At 45.6% G+C, this 23,033-nt stretch carries 17 protein-coding genes; 9 read left to right on the forward strand and 8 right to left on the reverse strand.

All coding sequences use genetic code 11. The annotated features are described in order from the left end of the window. Positions 1-274: 274 nt before the first annotated feature. Positions 275-475: a hypothetical protein gene (locus E7588_10180; protein ID MBE6689619.1), complete on the reverse strand. Its 201-nt coding sequence runs from the start codon at positions 473-475 to the stop codon at positions 275-277. Between the two features lie 254 nt (positions 476-729). Between E7588_10180 and rpsB the strand changes: the two genes are divergently transcribed. The 4 genes from rpsB (at position 730) to E7588_10200 (ending at position 6,432) form a co-directional block, all read left to right on the forward strand. Further along, positions 730-1,467 carry a 30S ribosomal protein S2 gene (rpsB, locus tag E7588_10185; GenBank protein MBE6689620.1) on the forward strand — a complete coding sequence of 246 codons (738 nt, stop codon included), beginning with the start codon at positions 730-732 and terminating at the stop codon, positions 1,465-1,467. 27 nt (positions 1,468-1,494) lie between these two features. Continuing rightward, a complete protein-coding gene (locus E7588_10190; protein MBE6689621.1) occupies positions 1,495-2,421 on the forward strand; it encodes an elongation factor Ts in 927 nt (308 codons plus the stop codon). Positions 2,422-2,730: 309 nt separating this feature from the next. Further along, positions 2,731-4,836 (forward strand): hypothetical protein, encoded by a 2,106-nt coding sequence (locus tag E7588_10195; protein MBE6689622.1) that lies wholly within the window; start codon positions 2,731-2,733, stop codon positions 4,834-4,836. Between the two features lie 249 nt (positions 4,837-5,085). Next, positions 5,086-6,432 carry an HD domain-containing protein gene (locus tag E7588_10200; protein ID MBE6689623.1) on the forward strand — a complete coding sequence of 449 codons (1,347 nt, stop codon included), beginning with the start codon at positions 5,086-5,088 and terminating at the stop codon, positions 6,430-6,432. 53 nt (positions 6,433-6,485) lie between these two features. On the opposite strand, the gene E7588_10205 is transcribed toward E7588_10200, so the two are convergent. The 6 genes from E7588_10205 to E7588_10230 all read right to left on the reverse strand — a co-directional run bounded on the left by E7588_10205 (position 6,486) and on the right by E7588_10230 (position 14,053). Next, complete coding sequence (locus E7588_10205) at positions 6,486-8,870, reverse strand: hypothetical protein (protein ID MBE6689624.1); 2,385 nt, start codon at positions 8,868-8,870, stop codon at positions 6,486-6,488. A 221-nt stretch (positions 8,871-9,091) separates the two neighbouring features. Continuing rightward, the gene (locus E7588_10210; protein ID MBE6689625.1) at positions 9,092-9,598 is read right to left on the reverse strand and encodes a nucleoside deaminase; all 507 of its coding nucleotides are present in this window, start codon (positions 9,596-9,598) and stop codon (positions 9,092-9,094) included. Continuing rightward, positions 9,595-10,713 (reverse strand): alanine racemase, encoded by a 1,119-nt coding sequence (gene alr, locus E7588_10215; GenBank protein MBE6689626.1) that lies wholly within the window; start codon positions 10,711-10,713, stop codon positions 9,595-9,597. The genes E7588_10210 and alr overlap by 4 nt, the downstream gene beginning before the upstream one ends. Next, positions 10,714-11,265, reverse strand: a complete 552-nt coding sequence (locus E7588_10220) for a hypothetical protein (GenBank protein MBE6689627.1) — start codon at positions 11,263-11,265, stop codon at positions 10,714-10,716. Positions 11,266-11,285: 20 nt separating this feature from the next. After that, positions 11,286-12,845: an NAD(P)H-hydrate dehydratase gene (locus E7588_10225; GenBank protein MBE6689628.1), complete on the reverse strand. Its 1,560-nt coding sequence runs from the start codon at positions 12,843-12,845 to the stop codon at positions 11,286-11,288. A 17-nt stretch (positions 12,846-12,862) separates the two neighbouring features. Further along, positions 12,863-14,053 (reverse strand): hypothetical protein, encoded by a 1,191-nt coding sequence (locus E7588_10230; GenBank protein MBE6689629.1) that lies wholly within the window; start codon positions 14,051-14,053, stop codon positions 12,863-12,865. A gap of 140 nt (positions 14,054-14,193) precedes the next feature. On the opposite strand from E7588_10230, the gene E7588_10235 reads away from it, so the two are divergent. The 5 genes from E7588_10235 (at position 14,194) to E7588_10255 (ending at position 20,445) form a co-directional block, all read left to right on the forward strand. Further along, a complete protein-coding gene (locus tag E7588_10235) occupies positions 14,194-15,537 on the forward strand; it encodes a hypothetical protein (GenBank protein MBE6689630.1) in 1,344 nt (447 codons plus the stop codon). A gap of 89 nt (positions 15,538-15,626) precedes the next feature. Continuing rightward, positions 15,627-16,091, forward strand: coding sequence for a hypothetical protein (locus E7588_10240; GenBank protein ID MBE6689631.1), 465 nt, complete (start codon positions 15,627-15,629; stop codon positions 16,089-16,091). Positions 16,092-16,111: 20 nt separating this feature from the next. Further along, on the forward strand, positions 16,112-17,533 hold the full coding sequence (gene uxaC / locus E7588_10245; GenBank protein MBE6689632.1) for a glucuronate isomerase: 1,422 nt from the start codon (positions 16,112-16,114) through the stop codon (positions 17,531-17,533). A 258-nt stretch (positions 17,534-17,791) separates the two neighbouring features. Next, positions 17,792-18,700: a ribonuclease Z gene (locus E7588_10250; GenBank protein MBE6689633.1), complete on the forward strand. Its 909-nt coding sequence runs from the start codon at positions 17,792-17,794 to the stop codon at positions 18,698-18,700. Positions 18,701-19,041: 341 nt separating this feature from the next. Then, positions 19,042-20,445 (forward strand): hypothetical protein, encoded by a 1,404-nt coding sequence (locus E7588_10255; protein ID MBE6689634.1) that lies wholly within the window; start codon positions 19,042-19,044, stop codon positions 20,443-20,445. A 483-nt stretch (positions 20,446-20,928) separates the two neighbouring features. Here the strand turns inward: E7588_10255 and E7588_10260 are convergent, their stop codons facing one another. Next, positions 20,929-22,602, reverse strand: coding sequence for a hypothetical protein (locus E7588_10260; protein ID MBE6689635.1), 1,674 nt, complete (start codon positions 22,600-22,602; stop codon positions 20,929-20,931). Positions 22,603-23,033: the final 431 nt, after the last annotated feature.

Here is a 23,033-nt window from a genome sequence, read left to right on the forward strand (position 1 = left end):
ATTGATGTGTCACAGCATATACAGGAATTGGTTTAATTTATTCAATAAACAATGAGGCGATACAACGAGCAAAAAGCCCATTGTATCGCCATTCTTTATATCTTCCTTATGTTCATTTAACAGAAGCGACATACTTAAAAACGCAGCTTCTGATTCAAATTTGCTTGGCAGCGTAGATAGTATAGCACAAATATCCATGTATGTCAAACGAAAAACGGCTTCAATATTGAAGCCGTTTTTGATGCATACGTTATCATTGTATGGATACTGCGTGCTATACATTATCCCTATTTTCTGTCTTTTTTGTATTTTTGCGGATACATTTATCGCGTGATTTGCAAAACGGCGAATACAGACATTCATAGCTTTCGTTATCCGGCGATGTGCTTCTGAGTACTACGTTTTCACCCACCTCATAGCAATAACGCTCGGTTATACTTCGGCATCTGATGTTGTTGGTGTTGGGTTTATTCATACTTTCTCCTCTGATTTCAAATGGCGTTATAATTTTAGTATATGCGCTCTTTTGTGCGTAATGCACACAAAAAATATATTAATTTTGTGTAAACAAAATGAAATGTGTATTGAAAAATATTGGTGTTTGTGGTAGAATGATATGTAAAATTCACACACAGCGTAATTCGCGGTATAACGGGTCGGTCAAAAAGGTTGACTGTGTTTGCCGAACGGGCGCCGTGGTGGTAAAAACCCAAAAGGAGGACATTTAATATGTCAGTTATTTCTATGAAACAGCTTCTGGAGGCCGGCGTACACTTCGGTCACCAGACAAGAAGATGGAACCCCAAAATGGCAGAGTACATCTTCACCCAGAGAAACGGTATCTATATCATCGACCTTCAGAAAACCGTTAAAAAGGTTGAGGAAGCTTACATGTTCGTTCGCGACCTCGCTCTCGAAGGCGGCACCATTCTTTTCGTAGGTACCAAGAAGCAGGCTCAGGACGCTATCAAGGAAGAAGCAGAGCGCGCAGGTATGTACTTCGTTAACATGCGTTGGCCCGGCGGTATGCTCACCAACTTCAAGACCATCAAGAAGAGCATCGCTCGTCTCAACAATCTCCACAAGCTTGAAGAAGACGGCACCTTCGACATGCTTCCCAAGAAGGAAGTTACCGCTCTCAAGAAAGAGATGGAAACCCTTGAAAAGAACCTCGGCGGTATCAAGGAAATGCACGATCTTCCCTCTGCAGTATTTATAGTTGACCCCCGCAAGGAGGCTAACGCTGTTGCAGAAGCAAGAAAGCTCGGTATTCCCGTTGTTGCTATCGTAGATACCAACTGTGACCCCGATGAAGCTGATTATGTAATCCCCGGTAATGACGACGCTATCCGCGCTATCCGTCTTATCGCTTCCGCTATGGCTGATGCTGTTATCGAAGGCCACCAGGGCGAGCAGGGCGAAGCTGCTGAAGCTGAAGAAGCTCAGGAAGCAGCAGACGCTGAATAATCTTATTTCAGAAAGGAACTAACTAAAATGGCTATAACCGCTAAAGACGTAAACGATCTCAGACAAAGAACCGGTATCGGTATGATGGAGTGCAAAAAGGCACTTACCGAGGCTAACGGCGATCCCGAGGAAGCTATAAAGATCCTCCGCGAAAAGGGTCTGGCTGTTGCCGCTAAGAAGTCTTCCAGAATTGCTGCCGAGGGTGTTGTTGATATAGCTGTATCTGCTGACGGCAAGACCGCTGCAATCATCGAAGTTAACATCGAAACCGACTTTGCCGCAAAGAACGAAACCTTCCAGAAGTTCGTAGCAGACCTTCTTAACATTCTTCTTGCAAAGAAGCCCGCTACTCTTGATGAATTCCTCGCACTCGACTTCGACGGCAACATGAACGTTGAAGCTGCTGTTAAGGACAAGGTATTTACCATCGGTGAAAACATCAACATCAGAAGATTCCAGATCGTTGAAGGTAAGCTCAACCGCTACGTTCACGGCAAGGGTCAGATGGGTGTTATCGTTGTTTGCGACTGCGACGATGCTGTATTCGCAAGCGAAAAGTTCGCTGAAGTTTCCAAGAACGTTGCTCTCCAGATCTGCTCCATGTCTCCTCTCTACGTTGACAAGACAGATGTTCCCGCAAGCATCATCGAGGAAGAAAAGGCAGTTATCACCGCTACCATCAAGAACGATCCCAAGAATGCCAACAAGCCCGCTAACATCATCGAAAAGATGGTTGAGGGTAAGGCAGGCAAGTACTATGAGACCAACTGTCTCATGTGCCAGGACTACGTTAAGGGCGACGGCGTAACTGTTGCTAAGTATATCGAGTCCGAAAAGGCTGCTCTTGGCGGCGACCTCAAGGTTCTTTCCTTCATCAGATGGGAAAAGGGCGAAGGTCTTGAAAAGAAAGAAGAAGATTTCGCAGCAGAAATCGCAAAGCTTACCAACAAATAATATAAGCTTTTTATAATTAATTGTTGCAAAAAGCAAGGATAAATTCTTTATCCTTGCTTTTGTTTTTTGCAGGCAAAGTCCGACGGCTCCTTTTTTGAACACTTTTGGCATCGAATAAATCATTTTTGCCAAATATATTGACACATGGATAAAAAAGTGTTATACTATCTGTGTATAAATATGATATAATGAAAGGGTACCCTTTCATTTGAGCAGTATACTGCTCAACGCGGTTCCTTTTCACTGTCATTACATACGCATGTGTTTCTGATACAACCACCCACAAAAATCTTTAAAGGAGACAGAAAAATGAATGCAAAAAAACTTCTCAGCATCTTAGCTTTTGCACTTTTATTATGTACCCTGCTGACGGCGTTTGCACTGGCTGATTCAAAAATCATACGTTTTGACGGCGCACAGGGCTCAATCATGCCAACTGTCAAAGCAAGCGCATACCACGGCACAGTAAATACCGACAGCGGTCTTTTAAGAGTTGATATGGCTAACGAAAAACTCATAAAGGATGCAAACGCACGTGCCAATATCACCCTTTCCGAAGCAGACTACTTCACCCTTCTGCAATACCCCTACATAAAGATGAAGTACAGAACAAACTTCCCCAAAACATTGCAGTTCTACATGGATGCCGATGTCGGCGGATACCTTGTAACCGATAAGGGCGTAGGCAGTGATGACGCCTGGACAACCGTTAAGCTTTACTACCCGGTTCATGGCGACAAAAGTATCACAGTCGAGTCAAAGGTACAGACATATAAGGATGATACAAACACGTATCCCTACAACAGATATTCCTACACCAACTACGGCAAGCTGTCAACCTACACCTCCAGTCCCGATGCAAAAAACAACAAGGTTCCGGAATTCCCCTCTGAAAGCAGACCTACGCAGATTGAGTCTTTCTTCTTTATGCTCAGAAGTCTTAGTGATTCCGACCTTGCCGCTCTTGCTGAATCCGGCGAAGACCTTTATATGGAAATGGAGTATATAGCCTTCTTCGAAACCGAAGAAGAAATGAACGCTTACACCAGCGATACCTATAAGCTCATTTCATTAAACAATGACAGAAACGTAAACTTCGATTACACCAAGTCCTTGAAATCTTCAAGCGAAACGGGCAGCGGCCGCGAACCGGTTTCCATAACAGATGACGGAGTTTACCGCATCGACATGTATAAGAAAGACCTGAACGATGTGGCACAGCAGCCCAACGCAAACAGAAAAACTTACGAGGTTAGTTTTTCTCTCAAAGAAGACAGCTACTTCAATCTTTACGATTATCCTTATGCAAAGATAAAGTATAAGACCGACTGGACCTCCACCGCCCAGTACTATGCCGATCACTATCCCAACACCGCAAGCGGAGTCAGCGACAGAAACGGTTACTACCTGGGTAGCAACAGCAGCGGTGCGGGTAATCGTAGAAACACCGAGGTTACCGCAGAATTCCTTTACAAAACTACAGACAAATCTACTACTTCTGTAGCCTATACCGCAGCCGACGGTCTCAAGTGGACGGTGGGAACGAGCAGCGGAACAAAAAACGTTCTCCCCTACTACGCAAGCGAGACCGATTATGACCTTGCACAGATGAGAAGATTTTTCATCCAGTACAAGGGACTTAACACCAATCCCGAAGCTGGCGGAACGCCCACCGACAAGGACTATTACCTTGAACTGTACTACATCGCTTACTTCAAGGACGAGGCTGCCATGAAGGCGTTCGGCGCAGAGGAAACCGCGGCTGTTGAAGCGGCAAAGGCGGCTGTTGAAGCGCTTGAGCTTGACTACGTGGTTGAATCCGCTGATGATATTGAAGATATTATCACTGCAGACATCGAAGCCGCCTGCGGAGAAGATGTTAATGTTGAAGTTACCTTCGACGGCGAAAACGCAACCGCACACATTTCCAGCTTCTATGCCAACAGAGACTACACCGTCACCAAGTCCTACACCGTTACCGAGCTTATCCCCGCGGCTGACTTCGGCGTTACCGTTCTGGGTGCACAGGTTCGTGCTGACGCAAATGACGGCAAGGGTCAGGGTCTCAGATTCGGCTTCACCATTGACAACGCAGTAATTCCCGAGGGCTGTGCAGTAGTCGAATACGGTGCAGTTATCGGTAAGAACGGAAGCGAGCCTGTTCTGGGCAACACAGATGAGTATGCTGTTGTAAGCTCTGCAATCGAAGAATTCAAGTTTACTGCCAACGGCTCTGTAAACACTTATACCGCCGTTGTACACACCATTCCCTCAACGGAAATGGATACAGCTATCGTTGCACGTCCCTACGTAACTTACACACTCGGCGGAAGCACCTACACCACCTACGGCGAGGCTGTAACACGTTCCATCAATGCTGTTATCAACGCAGCAACGGCAGATTGGGACAAATAATAAAATAAAGCTTTTACCTTGACTCCTTATAAAATGAGTGTTTTCAGCAAACAAGCGCCCTTCACCACGGGGCGCTTGTTTGTTTTCATAGCGGGCATTGCTGCAACAACCGCCCCAAGACCCCGTGTAACACACGTTTTTCAAAAGCTTTAAAAACATATTGAAAAAAACTTATTTTTGTAGTATAATTGTACTGTACGTAGTATATTTATCGGATTTTCTCAACAAAAAAGTGTCAGGAGCAGTAAAATGAACTGCAATAACGAGTATGTTTTTGATATTCCCTCTTCCGTTGCGTCAGCGCTCAAGCGGCTTAATGAGCATGGCTTTGAGGCATACTGCGTTGGCGGATGTGTAAGGGACTATATAATGGGAGTAGTGCCGCACGATTTCGACATCACGACAAGCGCTCTGCCGAACGAGGTATGCCAATGCTTCAAGGACTGCCGTGTCATTGAGACAGGCATTCAGCACGGCACAGTCACGGTAGTTCTGGATGGCGAAATGCTGGAGATCACCACCTTCAGAACCGACGGAACCTATTCTGACGGACGGCATCCCGACAGTGTTTCGTTTACGCGCAGTCTGACGGACGACCTTTCACGCCGCGATTTTACGGTAAATGCCATGGCATATAACCCGGAGGTGGGGGTGGTTGACCCATTCGGCGGACGTGAGCACATAAAAGAAAAAATAATTTGCTGCGTTGGTGATGCGGGAACCCGTTTCAGCGAGGATGCGCTGAGAATCATGCGTGCACTGCGTTTTTCGGCTGTACTGGGTTTTGATATTGCCGAAAGCACCGCACATGCTATTTTCCGCAAAACACCCATGCTGGACAAAATCAGCACCGAGCGCATTTACGCTGAGCTGACAAAGCTTGTGTGCGGCAAAAATGCAGAAAAAATACTGCTGGATTTCAGCAGTGTAATATGCCGTATAATTCCGGAGCTTACAGATTGTGTGGGCTTTGAGCAAAAAACAAAATATCACAAGTATGATGTGTACACTCACATTATAAAGACATTGTCTTCCTGCGACAGCATACTGACGGTAAGGCTTGCCGCACTTCTTCACGATGTTGCCAAGCCCGATTGCTTCACAGTTGACAACAGAGGGGTGGGTCACTCCTTCGACCACCAGGAAAAAAGCGCCCGTGCAGCGAAAGCTATATTACGCCGTCTGCACTCCGATAACAAAACCATCGCGACGGTCACTGCGCTCATTCAGCGTCATGATGATCGCATGATTCCTGACAGAATATGGGTAAAACACCTTATTTCCGAGACATCCTTCGAGTTTGTGAAATTGCTTATGGAGTTAAAAAAGGGTGATATACTGGCACACTCAGACGGATATAACGACCCCGAGGTTACTTATAAAATACTGGATATAGTAAACTGTCTGGAAAAGGAAAATTGCTGTCTTTTTACCAAGGATTTAGCTGTGAGCGGAAAAGAGCTGAGCGAAATCGGTGTACCGAAAGGTAAAATAATGGGCGAAATTCTGAATAAGCTTCTGAATCTTGTTATCAACGAAAAGCTTGAAAACACTCCCGATGCATTACTGGAAAAAGCGAAAGAACTGATAAAATAACAAAAATAAGAGGAGCATGTGCTCCTCTTATTTTTGCATTTATTGTGATTTAATTATTCGCCCATAGCGGCAAGAATACCGTTTACACTGCGTTTTATGGCTTCGCCGTAGTAAATGTGCTCAACGCCGTCCATTTCGTAGATAATATAAGGTCTTACGGTGATTTCGGTATCAAGCTGACCCAGAGGAATTCTGGTGATAACGGTATCAAAGTAAGTGGTGTTATTTCTTCTTACGTTTACAGCCGCAGTGTGATAATCCGTATCACCAGTGTACAGCACGGGTTCATCACCTCTGCCGATAACCGCGCCCTGAGCAACAACTGTGTAAACATCCGCATCATAAGTGATTTCACTTCTGAAGCGCATTGCATGATCGGTGTATCTGGTTGCCTGTGTCTCATCCAGAGTATCTATACGGATGGACGCACCGGGATTATTGAAGGTAATGGGGGAATCAACATAAGAAATGCTAAGATTAACAGTTACAGATAAAGCTTCATCCGCGTACATATTGTCAATCAAAATATTTGCGGTTCCTGTGGTATCACCTTCGGTTGCATCCACATACACTGTTGCATATACACCGCTGTATGTTTCTTCAACAATTTTCTTAATGGTTTCGTCAAGCTTTTCAAAAGGTGCGGCAGGATGTACGGTGCATTCCAGAGTGCCTTCGTTAAGTGCGTCATACGCATCACTTACAGCCTTGGTCTCAGCAGCGCCGAAAGCGTCTCTTTCAGCCGCGGTCTTGAAGTATGCCACGTAAGCAATTTCCGCGTATAAATCCTCCGCGGTTGTTGAGCCTTTGAACTGGAAGAAGGGAGCGGCATCACCCAATTTAACCTCGGGAGCAGCGGCTGACATAGGAGCTAAGAATTCATTGGGATCACTACAAGCACCTGCACGAGAATTTGAGCCAATATCAAAGCTGAATACGGAATCACCGCCACCGGTGGTTCCAAGCCCCTTGTACAGATAATCCTTGTACTCTTCAAGTGTATACAGATAGAACTGAGTTATAGCATCCCACATAGTATTATACTTAACCTTAATATAAGGATAATCTGTGAGCATGTAACCGGCATAGGGAGCATTGAGTGAATATTCGGGCTGATAGTCGTTAGGAGCGCTCATACCTTCAATACGGTATGTACCGTCGTTATCAGCAGTAATAGTTACGTTTGCAGGAGAATTCATTTTGTGAGTGAAGCCTGATGCACCGTTGAGGACTATCTCAGAGGGGGCGCCGTATGCCACTGCATCTGCATGATTCTTGAAGAATGCAACATACTCAACCTCGGTAACGGCATCCTCATAGAAGTTTCTGTCACGGTACTTTTTGGAAGGCTCAATTCTTATGGAACGAACATACTTCTTATTGGAGGTGCGACCGTTGAAGTTGCCGTTGGCAGCCGCAACGGCAGGAGTGTCCACACCGATATAATTAACCAGCTTATGAGATTTATTCAAATCATAAAAACCACGCTCTACATCATAGTAAGCGGTGGGGGTGGTGCTTTCGGCATTCGCATCATCGGAGGTGTACAGATACAGCTGAGTACTGCCGTAGGGTGTTTTGAATGCTTCGGAATCATTAAGCTTATAGCTTACTGTCATATAGGGATACTCGCTTACATCAACTCCGCCCACAGCATCAATATAGAACTGAGAGCCGTAAACAGAGCCTGTCACACGGAGAACACCGTCTTCGGTCTCATAGTCGTAGGAAGATCTGATGGAATACTCGGTATTGCCGAAGCCGTCAAAACGGATTATCTTGCCGTCAAGACCGTGGTAGGCCTGCATTTCTGCACAGTTATCAAAGAATGCAATGTATTCCAATTCAAAGAAACGTCCGTTTTCACCGGTATTGTCACCATTCTTAGCGAGGATGAAGGTTTGTTTAACAACAGCATCCGAAAAAGTTCCGCTTGCAGCGGGGTTGCCTTGCGAATCAAGCTCCGACATCTTTGCCAGTGCCTGTGCTTCCTGAGGGGGATTTGCACCAAGATAAAGCTCTACCTCATGCCATTCGCCGTTATTGTAATTTTCAACACCGTCCAGAGGATAGAAGAAGTAACCGTTCTCTACCGGTATGTAGTACTGGAGAGCATTTTGCCAGTCGGTTCTGAACTTAACCTTGATATAAGGATAGCTGTCTGCGTAAAACTGCTTGTTGGGAACGTAGGTTGCCTTATACTGCTCACCGGCAATATCTGTATTTGCAGCCAGTGTCATTCTGTCAACTACAACAGTATTGTCACCGTCCTGAGAAGTTGTAACGGCAAAAACATCAGCATTGCTATATGTCGCGGTATAGCCTATGCCTATTTCGTCGAAGCTGATAATCTTTGCATCTGCCAGCGCAGTAACAACCAACATAAGACAAAGAACTGCAATAAAAAGGGAAATGCGCATAAGATTTTTTGCTTTCATTTTGTTTACTCCTTATTTATTTTTTGTATCAGAAAACATTTATAGTAACGTCCTATGGGCGTTATTATCATAATTCGTGTCATATCCTATGACACAGAGGGGCATACGTCCCTTTTATAGTTCTACATATTATATTATAATACATAAAAACGCCTATGTCAATACATGAAACAAAATTCAGTAAAAACAACAAAATATTGCTCATTATACAGTTGCATGTTTTACAATCTTTCACGTAATTTTCTGAAGAAGTCCTTCATCAGACGTACACACTCGTCTTCCATCATTCCGCCGTGCACGTATGGCTTAAAATTGTATCCCAGTGCGGTCATATCCGTAACACTGCCCATGGAGCCGGCTTTGGGGTCAGGTGCACCGTAATATACATTTTCGATACGCGAATTGATAATGGCGCCTGCGCACATGGGACAAGGCTCAAGAGTTACGTAAAGATCACAGCCCGAAAGACGCCAGCCGTCCAGCTTTTTGCAGGCGCGGTTTATGGCAATTATCTCAGCGTGCATAAGTGCATTTCGGGCGCTTTCACGCCGGTTATACCCGCGGGCAATCACCTTACCGTCCTTTACTATCACCGCTCCTACCGGAACCTCGCCCTTACCCGCGGCGATACGGGCATATTTAAGCGCTTCTTTCATGAAAACCGCCTCTCCCGCTCTCTCGGCAGGCGCGGCTTTTACGTAATCTTTCTTTTTGGGATCAATGTTCATATTTCATCTCCCGCATATATTCTGGGCACACGCTTATTTATACAGCAGTATATTTCGTATGTTATTGTACCGCATATATCCGCAACCTCATCGCAGGACGGACCGCCCTCGCCGAATATAATAACCTCGTCAAACAGATTTATGCCTTTGATATCGGTAATGTCGACCATAAACTGGTCCATACACACATTACCCGTAATATTAACCATATTTCCGTTTATGCACACTCTGCCTTTATTTGATAAGAGCCTTGGTACACCATCCGCATATCCCGCACACACGGTAGCAACCGTCATATCCCGCGGTGCGAAATATGTGCGGGAATATCCGATGCTCTCCCCTTTTTTTACATCAAAAATATTTGTCACACGGGATTTAAAAGTCATAACCTCACGCAGAGCCGCACCGCACTTTTCAAACTTTTCCTTTACGCAAAGTGACGGATACGAGCCGTACAGCACTATACCCGGGCGTACTCCGTCAAAATGAGCCTCAGGCATACAAAGCGACGCGGCAGAATTAGAGGTATGACGCATAATTTCCACTCCGTCAAACCTTTTTATTATATCATTATACCGGCTGAGCTGTAAATCGGTAAATGCCGTGTCACAGCCGTCGCTCTCGGCGTAATGGGTAAAAATACCGCATACGTCCAGCTCAGGCAAATTCATCAGCTCTTCGGGATGCTCGTCGGCGGTAAAACCAATTCTTCTCATACCCGTATCCAGCTTTATATGTATCTTAAGCTTTTTGCCCTGCGGAATATTTTCGCACAGCATATCTGCATACTGTCTGCTGTGTACCGTCTGAACAATATTGTTGTCAATAAGCTGTTGTGCAAGACACGCAAGAGTGGGAGAAAGTATAAGTATAGGCTTGGTTATTCCGTCATTTCGTAAACTCAGCGCCTCATCAAGGCATGCCACGCAGAACATATCCGCGCCCAGTCTGTCATAAAGCCCTGCAAGACGTGACGCTCCGTGCCCATATCCGTCTGCTTTTATAACAGGGAACATTTTTGTTCCGTCCGAAAGGCCGTTTTTTATCAGTTGGTAATTGTGCTTCGCGTTTTCAAGATCAATAATCGCCGCTGTACGGCTGAATGTGTAGTTCAATTATTCCACTTCCTGAGTTATAATTTCAATTTCCCTAATATTTATCACAAGGCTTTGTCCGTCATGGGTATAGCAAAGCTTTACGGGTTTTCCGTCGGCTCTGTTGAAGGTTATGTCAAATGCTCCGTCAATGTATTCAAAGGTTTCACTTACCTGCTTTTGTTCCGCCACGCCCTGTGTGTTGGAAGGTGTGGCAGTATAGGTAAGAGTGGCGGCATAGCTGTACAGCTTGCCGAAAACAGCAAGTGTCTCCGCCATTTCGGGTGTCACCTGCCATTCCAGCCCGTCATCCGGTCTTGAAGCAGTAACGGTATCTCCCGAAAAACTGAACTGCACACCCTCAAGCCCCTCGCCCGAGGTGAAAAGTATTTTGTTATTATTTTCGCCGTAATATGTAAACACCGCGCTTCCGCTTACACCCGACAGCTCATAGTCTATGGTGCTGACAGTGGGAGCACTGAACCATGCCGCGACATCATCCGTCATATCTCCACAGGAAGTAAATACAGATATGCACAATACGGCAAGCAGTAATAAAAGTATTTTTTTCATGCTGTCCTCCGAAATAGTATTTAATATAAATTATGCCGTACTTTGCTGTTTATGACTTTTGCGGCAAATTCGGGTATATCATCGGGACTTACGCCGTATTCAGAGAATACTTCCTTTGCCATGTCGCCCGCCGCGCCGTGAATATACGCACCGCACACAGCACTGTCAAAAATGTCTCTGCCCTGTGCAACAAGGGAGGCTATAATGCCCGCAAGCACATCCCCCATTCCGCCCTTTGCCAGTGACGGACCGCCCGTTGTATTGAAAACCATTCTGCCGTCGGGTGAGGCAATAACGGTAGCATTTCCCTTAAGAACCACGGTGACGCCATACCGTTCGGCAAATTCAGCTGCCAATGATGTACGGTTATTCTGAACATACTCCACCGTGCATCCGCAAAGCCGAGCCATCTCTCCGGGATGGGGAGTTATGACAGCAGGGACTGCAAGCTGTTCAAGAAGATTTAGATTTTCTGAAATTATATTAAGTGCGTCCGCATCAATGACAAGCGGAACACGTGCATTTTTCATAACATGCGTCACCGCCCGCACAGTGCCCTCGCTTATTCCCAGACCGCATCCGATAAGAATCGCCGAGGACTTGGGATAGCTCGTCACAGTATCCAGTGCTTCGTCCGTGTAATAACCGTATTCATCGGTATCAAGAGGAAGAAAAACGGGGAAATTCATTTTGCTCTGCAATATCCTTATCACCGATTCCTTCGCCGCGCATACCTCCAGACCGACACCGCAACGCAATGCACTCTGAGCGGCAAGACATGCCGCACCCGTCATGGTATCGCATCCGCACAGCATCACAAGTGTGCCGTAGGTGCCCTTGTTGCTGTCGGCTTCGCGGGGGTAAAAAACCTTATTCACGATATCATCGTCCGCGCAGAACATCACAAAATGTTCGTTTCCGAGAGTTTCCGGCGGTATTCCTATATCCTCCACAAACACATCTCCGCAGTACTCCATGGCAGGATGGGAAACATGAGCCGCTTTTTTCATCACAAAGGTAGAGGTTATATCTGCCTTTATGCAAACGGGCTGTCCGTTTTCAATATGAAAAGAGGCATCATCCGCAAATATTCCCGACGGAATATCCACACTGAAAACAAATGCTGCACTTGAATTTACCGCCTCAATAAGCTCATCATACGGCTCACCGGGTGCGCGTGAAAGCCCTGTGCCGAACATTGCATCCACAATAAAGGAGGAATGTGAAATGGTTTCAAGAGCCGTATCGGGCTCCTCCTCGGCATAAATAATATCAATACCCATATCGGTACACAGCGAAAAGTAGTAAAGCGCATCGCTGCCTGCAGGTCTGTCCGCGGCAACAATACGTACATTCACACCGCTTTCAAACAGAAGAATGGCAAGAGCATAGCCGTCTCCGCCGTTATTTCCCACTCCGCACACAATGCTGACAGCTCCGAGGGAAAACATGTACTTGTCCCGACAGGCCTCAATACGGCTGAAAAGGCACTCCGCCGCATTCTGCATAAGCTCGCGGGAATCGATACCGCAGTTTCGGTCAATTCTTTTTACCTGTGCAGAGGTACAAAGCTCTGTCATAAAATACCGCCTTTCAATTAAAAACTGAGTTTTATCGAGCAGGAGGCTTCCTTGCCTGTATTAAGCTCGGCATAGTTTACGAACAGCACATTGTTGTACACGAAAAATACATCGTCGATAAAGACCTCATTGCCCACGATTTCACTGAGCTTATAGTATTTTCCGTTTTCGGAATTGAATATAACATACTCAATCTGACGGTAAGGGTCGGATTTAAGTGCCGTTTCAAACACGCAGTAGGTGCCGTCGGCCGACACGCACACAAGCTCGTTTTTACCTGTAAAGCTGTCGCCGTGAAGCCCCGAATCATAGCGGATTCCCGTAAAAATATCCATATAACGGCCACTTGGCACCTGATTGTAGGAATCGGTCATTATATCATGCACATTATCGTAAAACTGCAGATATTTACCGCTTATAAGTCTGTTGTAGCACTGAGTAAGTCCCTCGGCAGGGCTGTCCTCTTCTTCCTTAAGCACCTCGGAAATGAACGGCATAATGTCATTTGTTGCGACAAGCAGTGTACATTCGCCCGTAGCGCCGTCAGCTATCGCATATTTGGTGGAAATTGCAGACTTAAGACGCAAAAGAGCATATCTCTCGTTATACCAGGCAACAAACTCCACACTGTCAAAGTCTTCGTTTATCTCAACCTCTTTTATGCTTATTATCTCGTTGGTGGTACGGTCCTTGCGCTGATGAATTGTAACGTTTTTTCCGTCGCATTCCAGAATGAACTCTCCGCCGGTACACACGCCCTCAACATTCGCGCTGCTTTTGCCAAGGAGCGGTATAACAGTGCGGGTTTCGGTATTTACAAGATACTTTTCCTCTCCCGTTTTACCGTAGATAAAGGAGCTGTCAAGGTTATAGTAAGGCAACGCATTGCCCGACATGGGAATAAGATTTGAACTGTCCACATATGCCGTCACCGTTTCGGTTTCAAGTCCTTGTGCACCGTCATATTGTGAAATATCGAAAATTCCTATCTCCAGCTCGCGGTAAGTGCCCATATTGGGAATAAAGCGCATGGCGCTTGTGCCGTCCTTGTTAATAAGCACTCCGTCGTGCCATGTATACGGTTCAAAGGTCGCCGTAATGGTATATTTCACAGCACTGACCCGTGTGAAAACATAAGCAAAAACCGCCCCCAGCACCACTATGACAACCGCCAGGGCAATAAGTATAAGCTTTTGGATTTTAGTCATGGCAATATCTCCCTAAATGCATTTATTCATTTTAATTATAGTACAGAATTATTAATATTTCAAGTATTAACACAAATACTCTTGACTTGAACGGTATGTAATGATAAAATATACCAAAATAAAACACTGCGAGTAACATTATGAAAAGATATATTCTGCTGATTATTTCCGTGATGGTTGTTATCACCGCCTGCACACGCACCGCTCCGCCTGCGGAAAACGAAATTTCCCGGGACGAAACACCCGTTGTGCCCGCTTTTGCGGTTACGGATGAACATTCCTCGGAAATGCAAGATACTCCCGACCCTGTTGTGCAGGACGTACCCGATGCGCCTCAGGTAAAAACCGATTCTCCCGTCATCAGTGAATACCACAACACCGAGCCTGACCTTATCTCCATCGGCGGGAGCTGTGAAAACAACTCCGAAATAATTCTGAAAAGCGATGAAGAGACTGTAAAAATCAAGTCCAACGGCGAGCATTTCCTTGCCCAGATAAGAATCCCTTCGGATGAAGAAAATACCGATTATACCATAGAAATAACCGCATGCACCGACGGAAAAGCTCCCGCCGACACGGTAACCCTCACCGCAAGATACCTGTCCGAGCACTATGTTTACGATGATGACTGGCATATTCTTCTGTCTGATACCTCCCGAGGATTTGCACGGCTGAGCTTTGCGGATTTTGAGGGCACAAATCTTATGAGTGAAAAACAGCTTGAGCTTTTCAAAAAACGCATAAATGATAAGACCGCACTGCTGGCTGAAGAGGTTCCGGGCTGCAAGTTGGTTTACATGATTGTTCCCAACCCACTCACCATCTACGCCGAGGAAGCCCCCAAATGTCTCATAAAAGCAAAAGGGCTGACCAAAATGGACCAGGTGCTTGAAGCAATTTCACAAACAGATGCCTACGCTCTTGATTTGCGTCCCGTACTGCGTGAGCACCGTAATGACGAATTACAGCCTTATCTCCACACCGACTCACACTGGTCGGAATACGGCTCATACCTCGGGCTGAGCGTTTTGTGCGACTTTGTTTCCCGCGACTTTCCCGAGGCGGCAATACGGCCGGTTGAGCAGTACGGCTTTGAAAACAGACTTGTGAAGGGCGGAGATGTGGTTTACTATCTTGGCATGGATAACACAAAGCATCTCCAGCAGGCGCCTTTCTTCAACCCCGAATTCGAGCTTCCCGTCACCGCAGAAAAATATCTTGACGACAGCACTCTGCAAATGGATTTCAACAGGACAAGCTCCCGTATAACAATTTCAACGGGCAATCAAAGCCTCCCCGATTGTGTTGTGTTCAGGGATTCCTACGGTGTGGCGCTTTATGAGATTCTGCCGGATCGCTTTAACAACACCTCTTACTACTACACCTGGGGCTACAATTTCGATATGAATTACATCAAAAACGCAAGCCCCGATTACGTAATTTACATAATTGCCGAGCGCAATCTGGACAGTATAATCAAATAAAAAAATTTACGTTTTGTTATTGTAAATTTCTGCATTATGTATTATAATATAGTAAATAAAGATCATACCGTAACGAGAGGGGAATGAATATGTTGGATTTTCTTTTTGAAGTGCTCAAGCTTTGTGCACTGGTAATGTGCCTTATGGCTTTGCGTGCCGCATCGCTGGATCAATTCATAATACATCGCATATTCAAAACCCGCGGCAGAGACTATTTCAGAAACAATCAACGCAGAAACAAGCTTGAAAATTACATCTATCTGGGTTTTAAAAATGTTATTCCCATGTGGTTGTATCTTTTCAACCTGTGCTTCACGGCGATAGGCTGTGCGGTGGTGCTGTTCATGTTTATAGGCTTTGCTTTCGGTGCCGCGTGGCTGATAAAATTCGCACTGTGGCTGTTTATGTACCTTGCCATCATTTCACTTATCGCCAACCTTCTGTATAACCTTGTACCCAAAAAGCTGGTTCGCAAGTGGAACAGCGTGGGACTTTATTCCTGTGCACTTGTCACATTACCGATTACCGCAATAGTTTGGAGTATATGCTTCTGAAAATAAAGAAAGGCAACAATATGAAAAAATTCCTGTCCAAAAACTTCATGCTCACCAATGACGTAGCCAAAAAGCTTTATCATGACTACGCAAAAGAAATGCCGATTATCGACTATCACTGTCACATCAGTCCCAAGGAAATAGCTGAAAACAAGCAGTACAAAAATATAACCGAAATATGGCTGGGCGGCGACCATTACAAATGGCGCGCCATCCGTTCCAACGGATACCCCGAGGAAATGATAACAGGCAATGACTGCGACCCTTACGAAAAGTTCAAGGCATTTGCCGCCACCATGCCCAAGCTCATAGGCAACCCCATGTATCACTGGAGCCATCTGGAGCTTAAAAGATACTTCGGCTACACAGGTGTTCTCAACGAAAAAACCTGCGACGAGGTTTGGGAGCTGTGCAACGAAAAGCTGGCTCAGCCCTCCATGCGCGCTCAGGAAATAATCAGACGCTCCAATGTAAAACTCATCTGCACAACCGACGACCCCTGCGATACACTGGAATGGCATGAAAAAATTTCTCTCGATGCGAACTTTTCCACAAAGGTTCTGCCCGCCTTCCGTCCCGACAAGGGGGTTAATATAGAAAAGGCTGATTTCGCCGACTATATACAGCGCTTGTCCGATGTCAGCGGTGTGAAAATAAATACATTCTGCGACCTGCTTCTGGCGTTCAAGCTTCGTCTCGACCACTTTGACCACTTCGGATGCAAGGCGGCTGACCACGGTCTTGATGACCTTCTCCCCTTCAACAAGGACTACACCACCGACGAGCTTGACGAAATCCTCAAAAAGGCATGCGACAAACAGCCTCTGACCGACGAACAAATCGCAAAGTACAAAACCGCTCTGCTTATCTTCTTCGCAGGCGAATACAACGAAAGAAACTGGGTAATGCAGATTCATTTCGGCGTTTCCCGTAACAATAACACCGCAATGTTCGAGCGTCTCGGTCCCGACACCGGCTTTGATTCCATCAACGGTGCAATTTCCACAAAACAGCTTATTCTCATGCTCAATGAAATGCTGTCCCGAAACGCTCTGCCCAAAACCATCCTCTACTCCATCAACCCCATTGAAAATGCCGCTATCGGCACTATAATCGGATGCTTCCAGGGCCCCGAAGCCGCAGGCAAGCTCCAGCAGGGCAGTGCATGGTGGTTCAATGACAATAATACAGGCATGCGCGACCAAATGACCTCTCTGGCAAATCTGGGTGTACTGGGCAACTTTGTAGGTATGCTCACCGACTCCCGGAGCTTCCTTTCCTACACCCGTCACGAATACTTCCGTCGCATCCTGTGCGATATGATAGGCACATGGGTCGAAAAGGGCGAATACCCCTGCGACTACGCTACACTCGAGAAAATTGTCAAGGATATCTCCTTCAACAACACCAACAACTTCTTCGGCTTCGGCGTACGCATATAATACAGTAATTTACAGGGCGGATGTTATCATCCGCCCGCAGTTTCTTTAAGATAGATTGGATAACAAAGTGTCTCGCGATTTTTCGACTTGCCAAACCGAGAAAAACCGATGAAAGACAAGGTGCTGCGCACGCTAATCCGCACAGCTGCAACGCGGGAATTAAAAGTTTATCTTCCTGCGAGGTACTTTCGCGTATTATGTGTCACATTGTGACCGCAGTATTTCGCGATTTTTCGATGGTTTTAAATGAGGTAAAAAATGTTAGATGTAACACTACTCGGCACCGGTGGCACCATGCCCACCAAAAACCGCCGTCTGTCATCTGCTTATTTCAGACTTGCGGGCAAAGGGCTTCTCATGGATTGCGGCGAGGGTACGCAGGTCTCACTGCGCGAATGCGGCTATACCTTCAAGCCCTGCGGTATAATCTGCTTCACCCACTTTCACGCCGACCATATAAGCGGTCTGCCCGGCTTTCTGCTGTCTATGGGCAATGAGGGCAGAACAGAACCGCTCAATATAATAGGACCTCACGGTGTTGAAGAGGTTGTTAACTCTCTGCGCATTATCGCACCGGAATTGCCATTTGAAATAAAATTCACCGAGCTTACTGAAAATGTACAATATATCTCCCTGAACGGCTACAACATCACCGCTTTCAGAGTGAAGCACAATATCACCTGCTACGGTTACCGCATCGATATCCCACGCGCGGGTAAGTTCGACCCGCAAAAAGCACAAATGAACAACGTTCCGGTAGAAGTATGGAGCACACTGCAAAAACAGGAAACCGCACAGCTCAACGGTGTCACATACACCCGCGATATGGTTATGGGCGCGCCCAGACAAGGAATCGCCGTCACATATTGCACCGACACCCGCCCCTGCCAAAACCTTGAACAGCAGGCTACCTTCGCCGACCTTTTCATATGCGAGGGCATGTACGCCGAGGACGAGAAACTGGAAAAGGCGGTAAAGTCAATGCACATGACCTTCCGCGAGGCATGCGGCATTGCCGATATGGCACAGGCAAAACGGCTGTGGCTGACCCATTACAGCCCCTCTCTTGCCGAACCGCAGGAATACTCCGACTTTGCCGACAGCCTTTTTAATGGCGCAGTCGTGGGCTTTGACGGTCTGACCGAAACAATCAATTTCCCGGAATAAAAAATATATCATTTACGTCATCCCCTTGACAAAATGTCAGAGGGATGACTTTTTTATTTGACATAATACGGAAAATATATAACACGTGCGTTTATCGTACGTTATGATATATAGTGAGACCCTGAATGCCTTACATCAACAAGTATATTGACTTCGGGCACATTATATGTTAGACTATGTTGTCAGATAATGTAAGTATGAAGAAAGAGTACTCTTTCTTCTGTGTGAGCTTAGCTCACACACCCGATTTTCGATGTGAACATCTCACCACAGATGATTGCATATATATTTAAACGTGTTTCTGATACAAACACTTTTCAAAAATCCTTAAGGAGGACACAATGAAAGCAAAGAAACTCTTAAGCATCTTACTCTTTTCCCTTTTGGCATGTGTGATGCTGGCTGTTTATGCTTCTGCGGAAGTAGATACATACTACTTTGCAGGCGACTATCTCTATTACAACAGATACAGTGCCATCGAGAACACCAAAAACCCAGTATCAACAGTAGCAGGTGCATTGCACATTGACCCCTACACAACTGCTCCGGCTAGTGGAACCGCCCGCTTCAGATTTTTTCCTAATGGCGATACCACGACTCTTGCCAGAGCCGACTATCCCTATATGACTATTAACTTTATAAACACCCACCCTTACGATTTGCAATTCTGGCCCTTTACACAGAAGAATTCAGGTGTTAACACCGCTTACGGTACAAAATTGCATAGCCGTGATACAAAATGGGGTAACTGTGACCAAACTTCTAATGGTGTATGGAGAACTGCAAAGATCTCGTTCAACATAGCCGAGGCAGTAGTTGGTGGCGCAGATACTGTCGGTGCTTATATAACAAAAACTCCCGATAGCATTGTGGGCACTTCCGAGAGAGATTGGCTTGTAAAACTGAATGATCTCACACCTCCTGCTTACTATCAGGACTTAGCAATCCAAATGAGAGAGGGAACACCTAAAGACACCCACTACTCCGAGTACAAGTATGTTGCAATTCATAGCAAAAAAGCCGATATGTACGGCAGTGACGGTATGGACGCTATGCTTGACGTTGTAGCTTTCGGTGACGAAGTTATTACCTACTACATCGCTCCCACAGCAACCGAAAACGACTTCAAGGCTTATATCAAATCCGCCATCGAAACCAAATTCGACGGTGCTGTTGTTACCGTTGGTAACCAGCTCAGCGACAAAACCTTTGTTACAAACGCAGCCAAGGAATACACCTACCTGGTTACCGTTGAATACGAAGGCGTTAAGGCATATGATGGTTTTAACATCAAAGTGGTTCCAATGCCCACCTTTGACGCACTCGACACTCTTGGTGCACAGATAAGAACTTCCGCTGATTCTTTTGACCTGAGATTCGGCTTCACCATCGATACTGCCGCTATTCCCGCTGTTTGCACACTGGTTGAATACGGCGCAGTTATCGGTAAGGAAGGCAGCACTCCCGTTCTCGGCAACGAAAACGAATATGCTGTTGTACGCTCCACCAAGGAAGGCTTCAAAGTCAAAGAAACCGTAGGAACCGTTAACACTTACACCGCTGTTGTTGACAACATCCCCGACGGAACAGGTGAAGTAGTTAACCAGCGCGGTACAGCTCTCGTTGCAAGACCTTACCTAACCTACAAGGTGAACGGCGAAAACTACACCGTTTACGGTGATTCCGTAACCCGTAGCTACAACGATGTATTAAGCCTTGCAAACGGCGAATGGAGCAATAATTAACGCGTTTTTCTCCTTATAAAATTACATAAATGCTTTCAACAAACAAGCACCCTCACCACAGGGTGCTTGTTTGTTTTTGGTGTAAAAGCCTTTCCCTCAAGGGGAAGGCTTTTCATTTCTTTGTCATTCTGAGCGAACGCAGTAAGTCGGAGAATCTTTCAATATTCTTTCGTTTAAACAGCTTACGGTTTAAAGATGTTTCGACTGCTTGCTTCGCACTCCGCTCAACATGACAGCAGAGGTTCACATCGCAGGGCAGCTATACTTCAATATCCCGCGTTGTTTGTCACGCGCTCTCCTCGGCCCTCCCGGTGGTAGCCTATCGCCCTACGGTTTTCTATATATAAGCCCTGCAAAAGCAAATCGGCAGGAATAATCCTGCCGATTTGCCCCAAAAATTATATAAGGAAAGGAAACGAAAACCTAGTGATAATCAAAATACAATAATCTTATATCTGCACTGTGGTGGAGCGCCGATACTAATTATTTGCCCCAGGCGGATTCGTTTACAGCCGCCATTGATTTGGTAACGGGATCAAAGTAGAAATACTTGTAGGTGATGCCGTTATCAGCGGTGTAACGGATATAGCCGCGTGCAACGATTTCAGCCGTATCGTCGGGGATATTGTAAACAACTGCGGTGTACAGAGCGTTTGTGGTGTTATACGCACTGTCAAAAATCTTAGCCGCCTTAACATCAAGTGCCTCAGCAGCCTTCATATTAGCGTGGGTAAGCTCATTTGCTTCAAGACCTGCCGCAGCAAGGTCAGCCTTTGCTACAACAAGTGTACCTGCGTAAAGCTTATCGTCTTCGGAGACGAACTGAACATCGTCAAGATTGAAGTTGCCGTTGGTAGCAATTCTTGTACCGAATCTAAGACCCTTTTCACCGGTAGTTCTCACCTGAGCGCCCAGCATTTCGCCGTCGATGGTCTTTCCGCCAACGAGTTGAATGGAAATGCTGTCGAGGTAAACTTCGCTTATACCGCTGACACGGAACTTCATATTGGTCAATTTACCATTTGCTTCGGCAAGGTTCTTGGTAAAGCTGTTTCCTATTCTGAAAGCATTAGCATCGATTACAAGGTCACACCACTCACTTTTGCCAAACGCTTCTTTAACATCAGCCCATTTCTGATTACCGATAGCTGTATTGTTTTCAGCCTGAGAGTCGGTAAGTGTCATAGCATAACCGGACGAACTAAAATTAGGATTGTTATTGATATATATGTAAGACGGAACACCATTTCCTGCAATTCTCAATGTTACTGACTCAACATCTTCCGCATCCACGTTCATAGCAGTCAAATCAACAACAAAACCTAAGTTTTTGCCGTTGCCCGACACTGCACTGAATTCCTGAACAGTTCCGCTATATCCTGCAGGTGCCTTAATATTTTCATAGCCGGTTGGGTAATTCACATAGTTATACTGAGAGTACGCACTTGCTCTGTCATCTTCACCAACGTAAGGGAACTTTTTAATATTAGATGCCAGTGCAGTTGTACCATCACCGCTTACAACAGATACAGGATAGTATTCAACTTCGATACTATCTATGTAGAGAGTGGACGCATTGGTAAACATAAAGTTGATTTTATCGAGCATCCCGTCAGCATCTTTAAGCTCTGCATTGTTAACAAAGCCATTGGAAAATCTCCAGCCGTAGTCACTGCCAAGAGTAAAATTAATCCACTTATCTGTGCCGAAATTATTTTCCAAAGGATATGCCGTTCTCCAACCGCTTGTAGGAGCGGGAGTATATAACTGTATTTTACCACCGCTTGTAACATCGTGAACAGGATAGATATTCATGGTGATAGATTTTACGTTAGCAACAGGGATGTTTGCCACAGAGAAATCAAGGGTGAAACCAAGACTTCCGTCATACAGTTCTACCATATACACACTGCCATCGTAGCCTTCAGGAACATTTTTAGCCTGTGCCTGTGCTTCGGTATACTGTGTGATAGTTCCGAGGCCCCATGCGCCATAGCCCTCAGGCTTTTCACTGTCGCAAACTATTGCGAACGCACCGCCGTCCTCATCTTCGATACCGCCGATAGAGATGCAGTCATAAACAGAGGTTGCCGCATAAGCGGAAACACACAGAATAACCGCAACAAGTATCAGCGAAAGGATTTTTTTGAGTTTCATACTTTTTTCCTTTCTTATTTGAAAAATTGTAAAAATTGTAGAAGCTTGTATCAGAAGCTCTTCCGCTTATAATTATATACCCAATGCGGTTTTTCCTCTATAACACACTTTTCACAAAATGTGACGTATTTTTCATATTATTCTGTTATGCCGAATACTTGGCGCAACAGGTGCATATTCTTTGTAATTTTGCCCTGCGGACAAAGCTGTTAAAATTGTGAATTTTAGTCCTTGACAAAATGTGTTTTTCCCTGTATAATATACGCATATATATTTAAAATCCCTTGCTATAGCCGAAAAGAGCCGAACTAATGCCGCCGAGAAAATTTCTTTCCGGCATAAATACATCTTTGTCGCTCGGAATACGTAAAGTATTCCCACGCTTCGCAGATGCATTTCTGCTCGAAAATTATCTTTCCTCGGTTCGAGGG

It is taken from the genome of Oscillospiraceae bacterium (assembly GCA_015065085.1).
In the GTDB taxonomy this organism is placed as follows: domain Bacteria; phylum Bacillota; class Clostridia; order Oscillospirales; family SIG627; genus SIG627.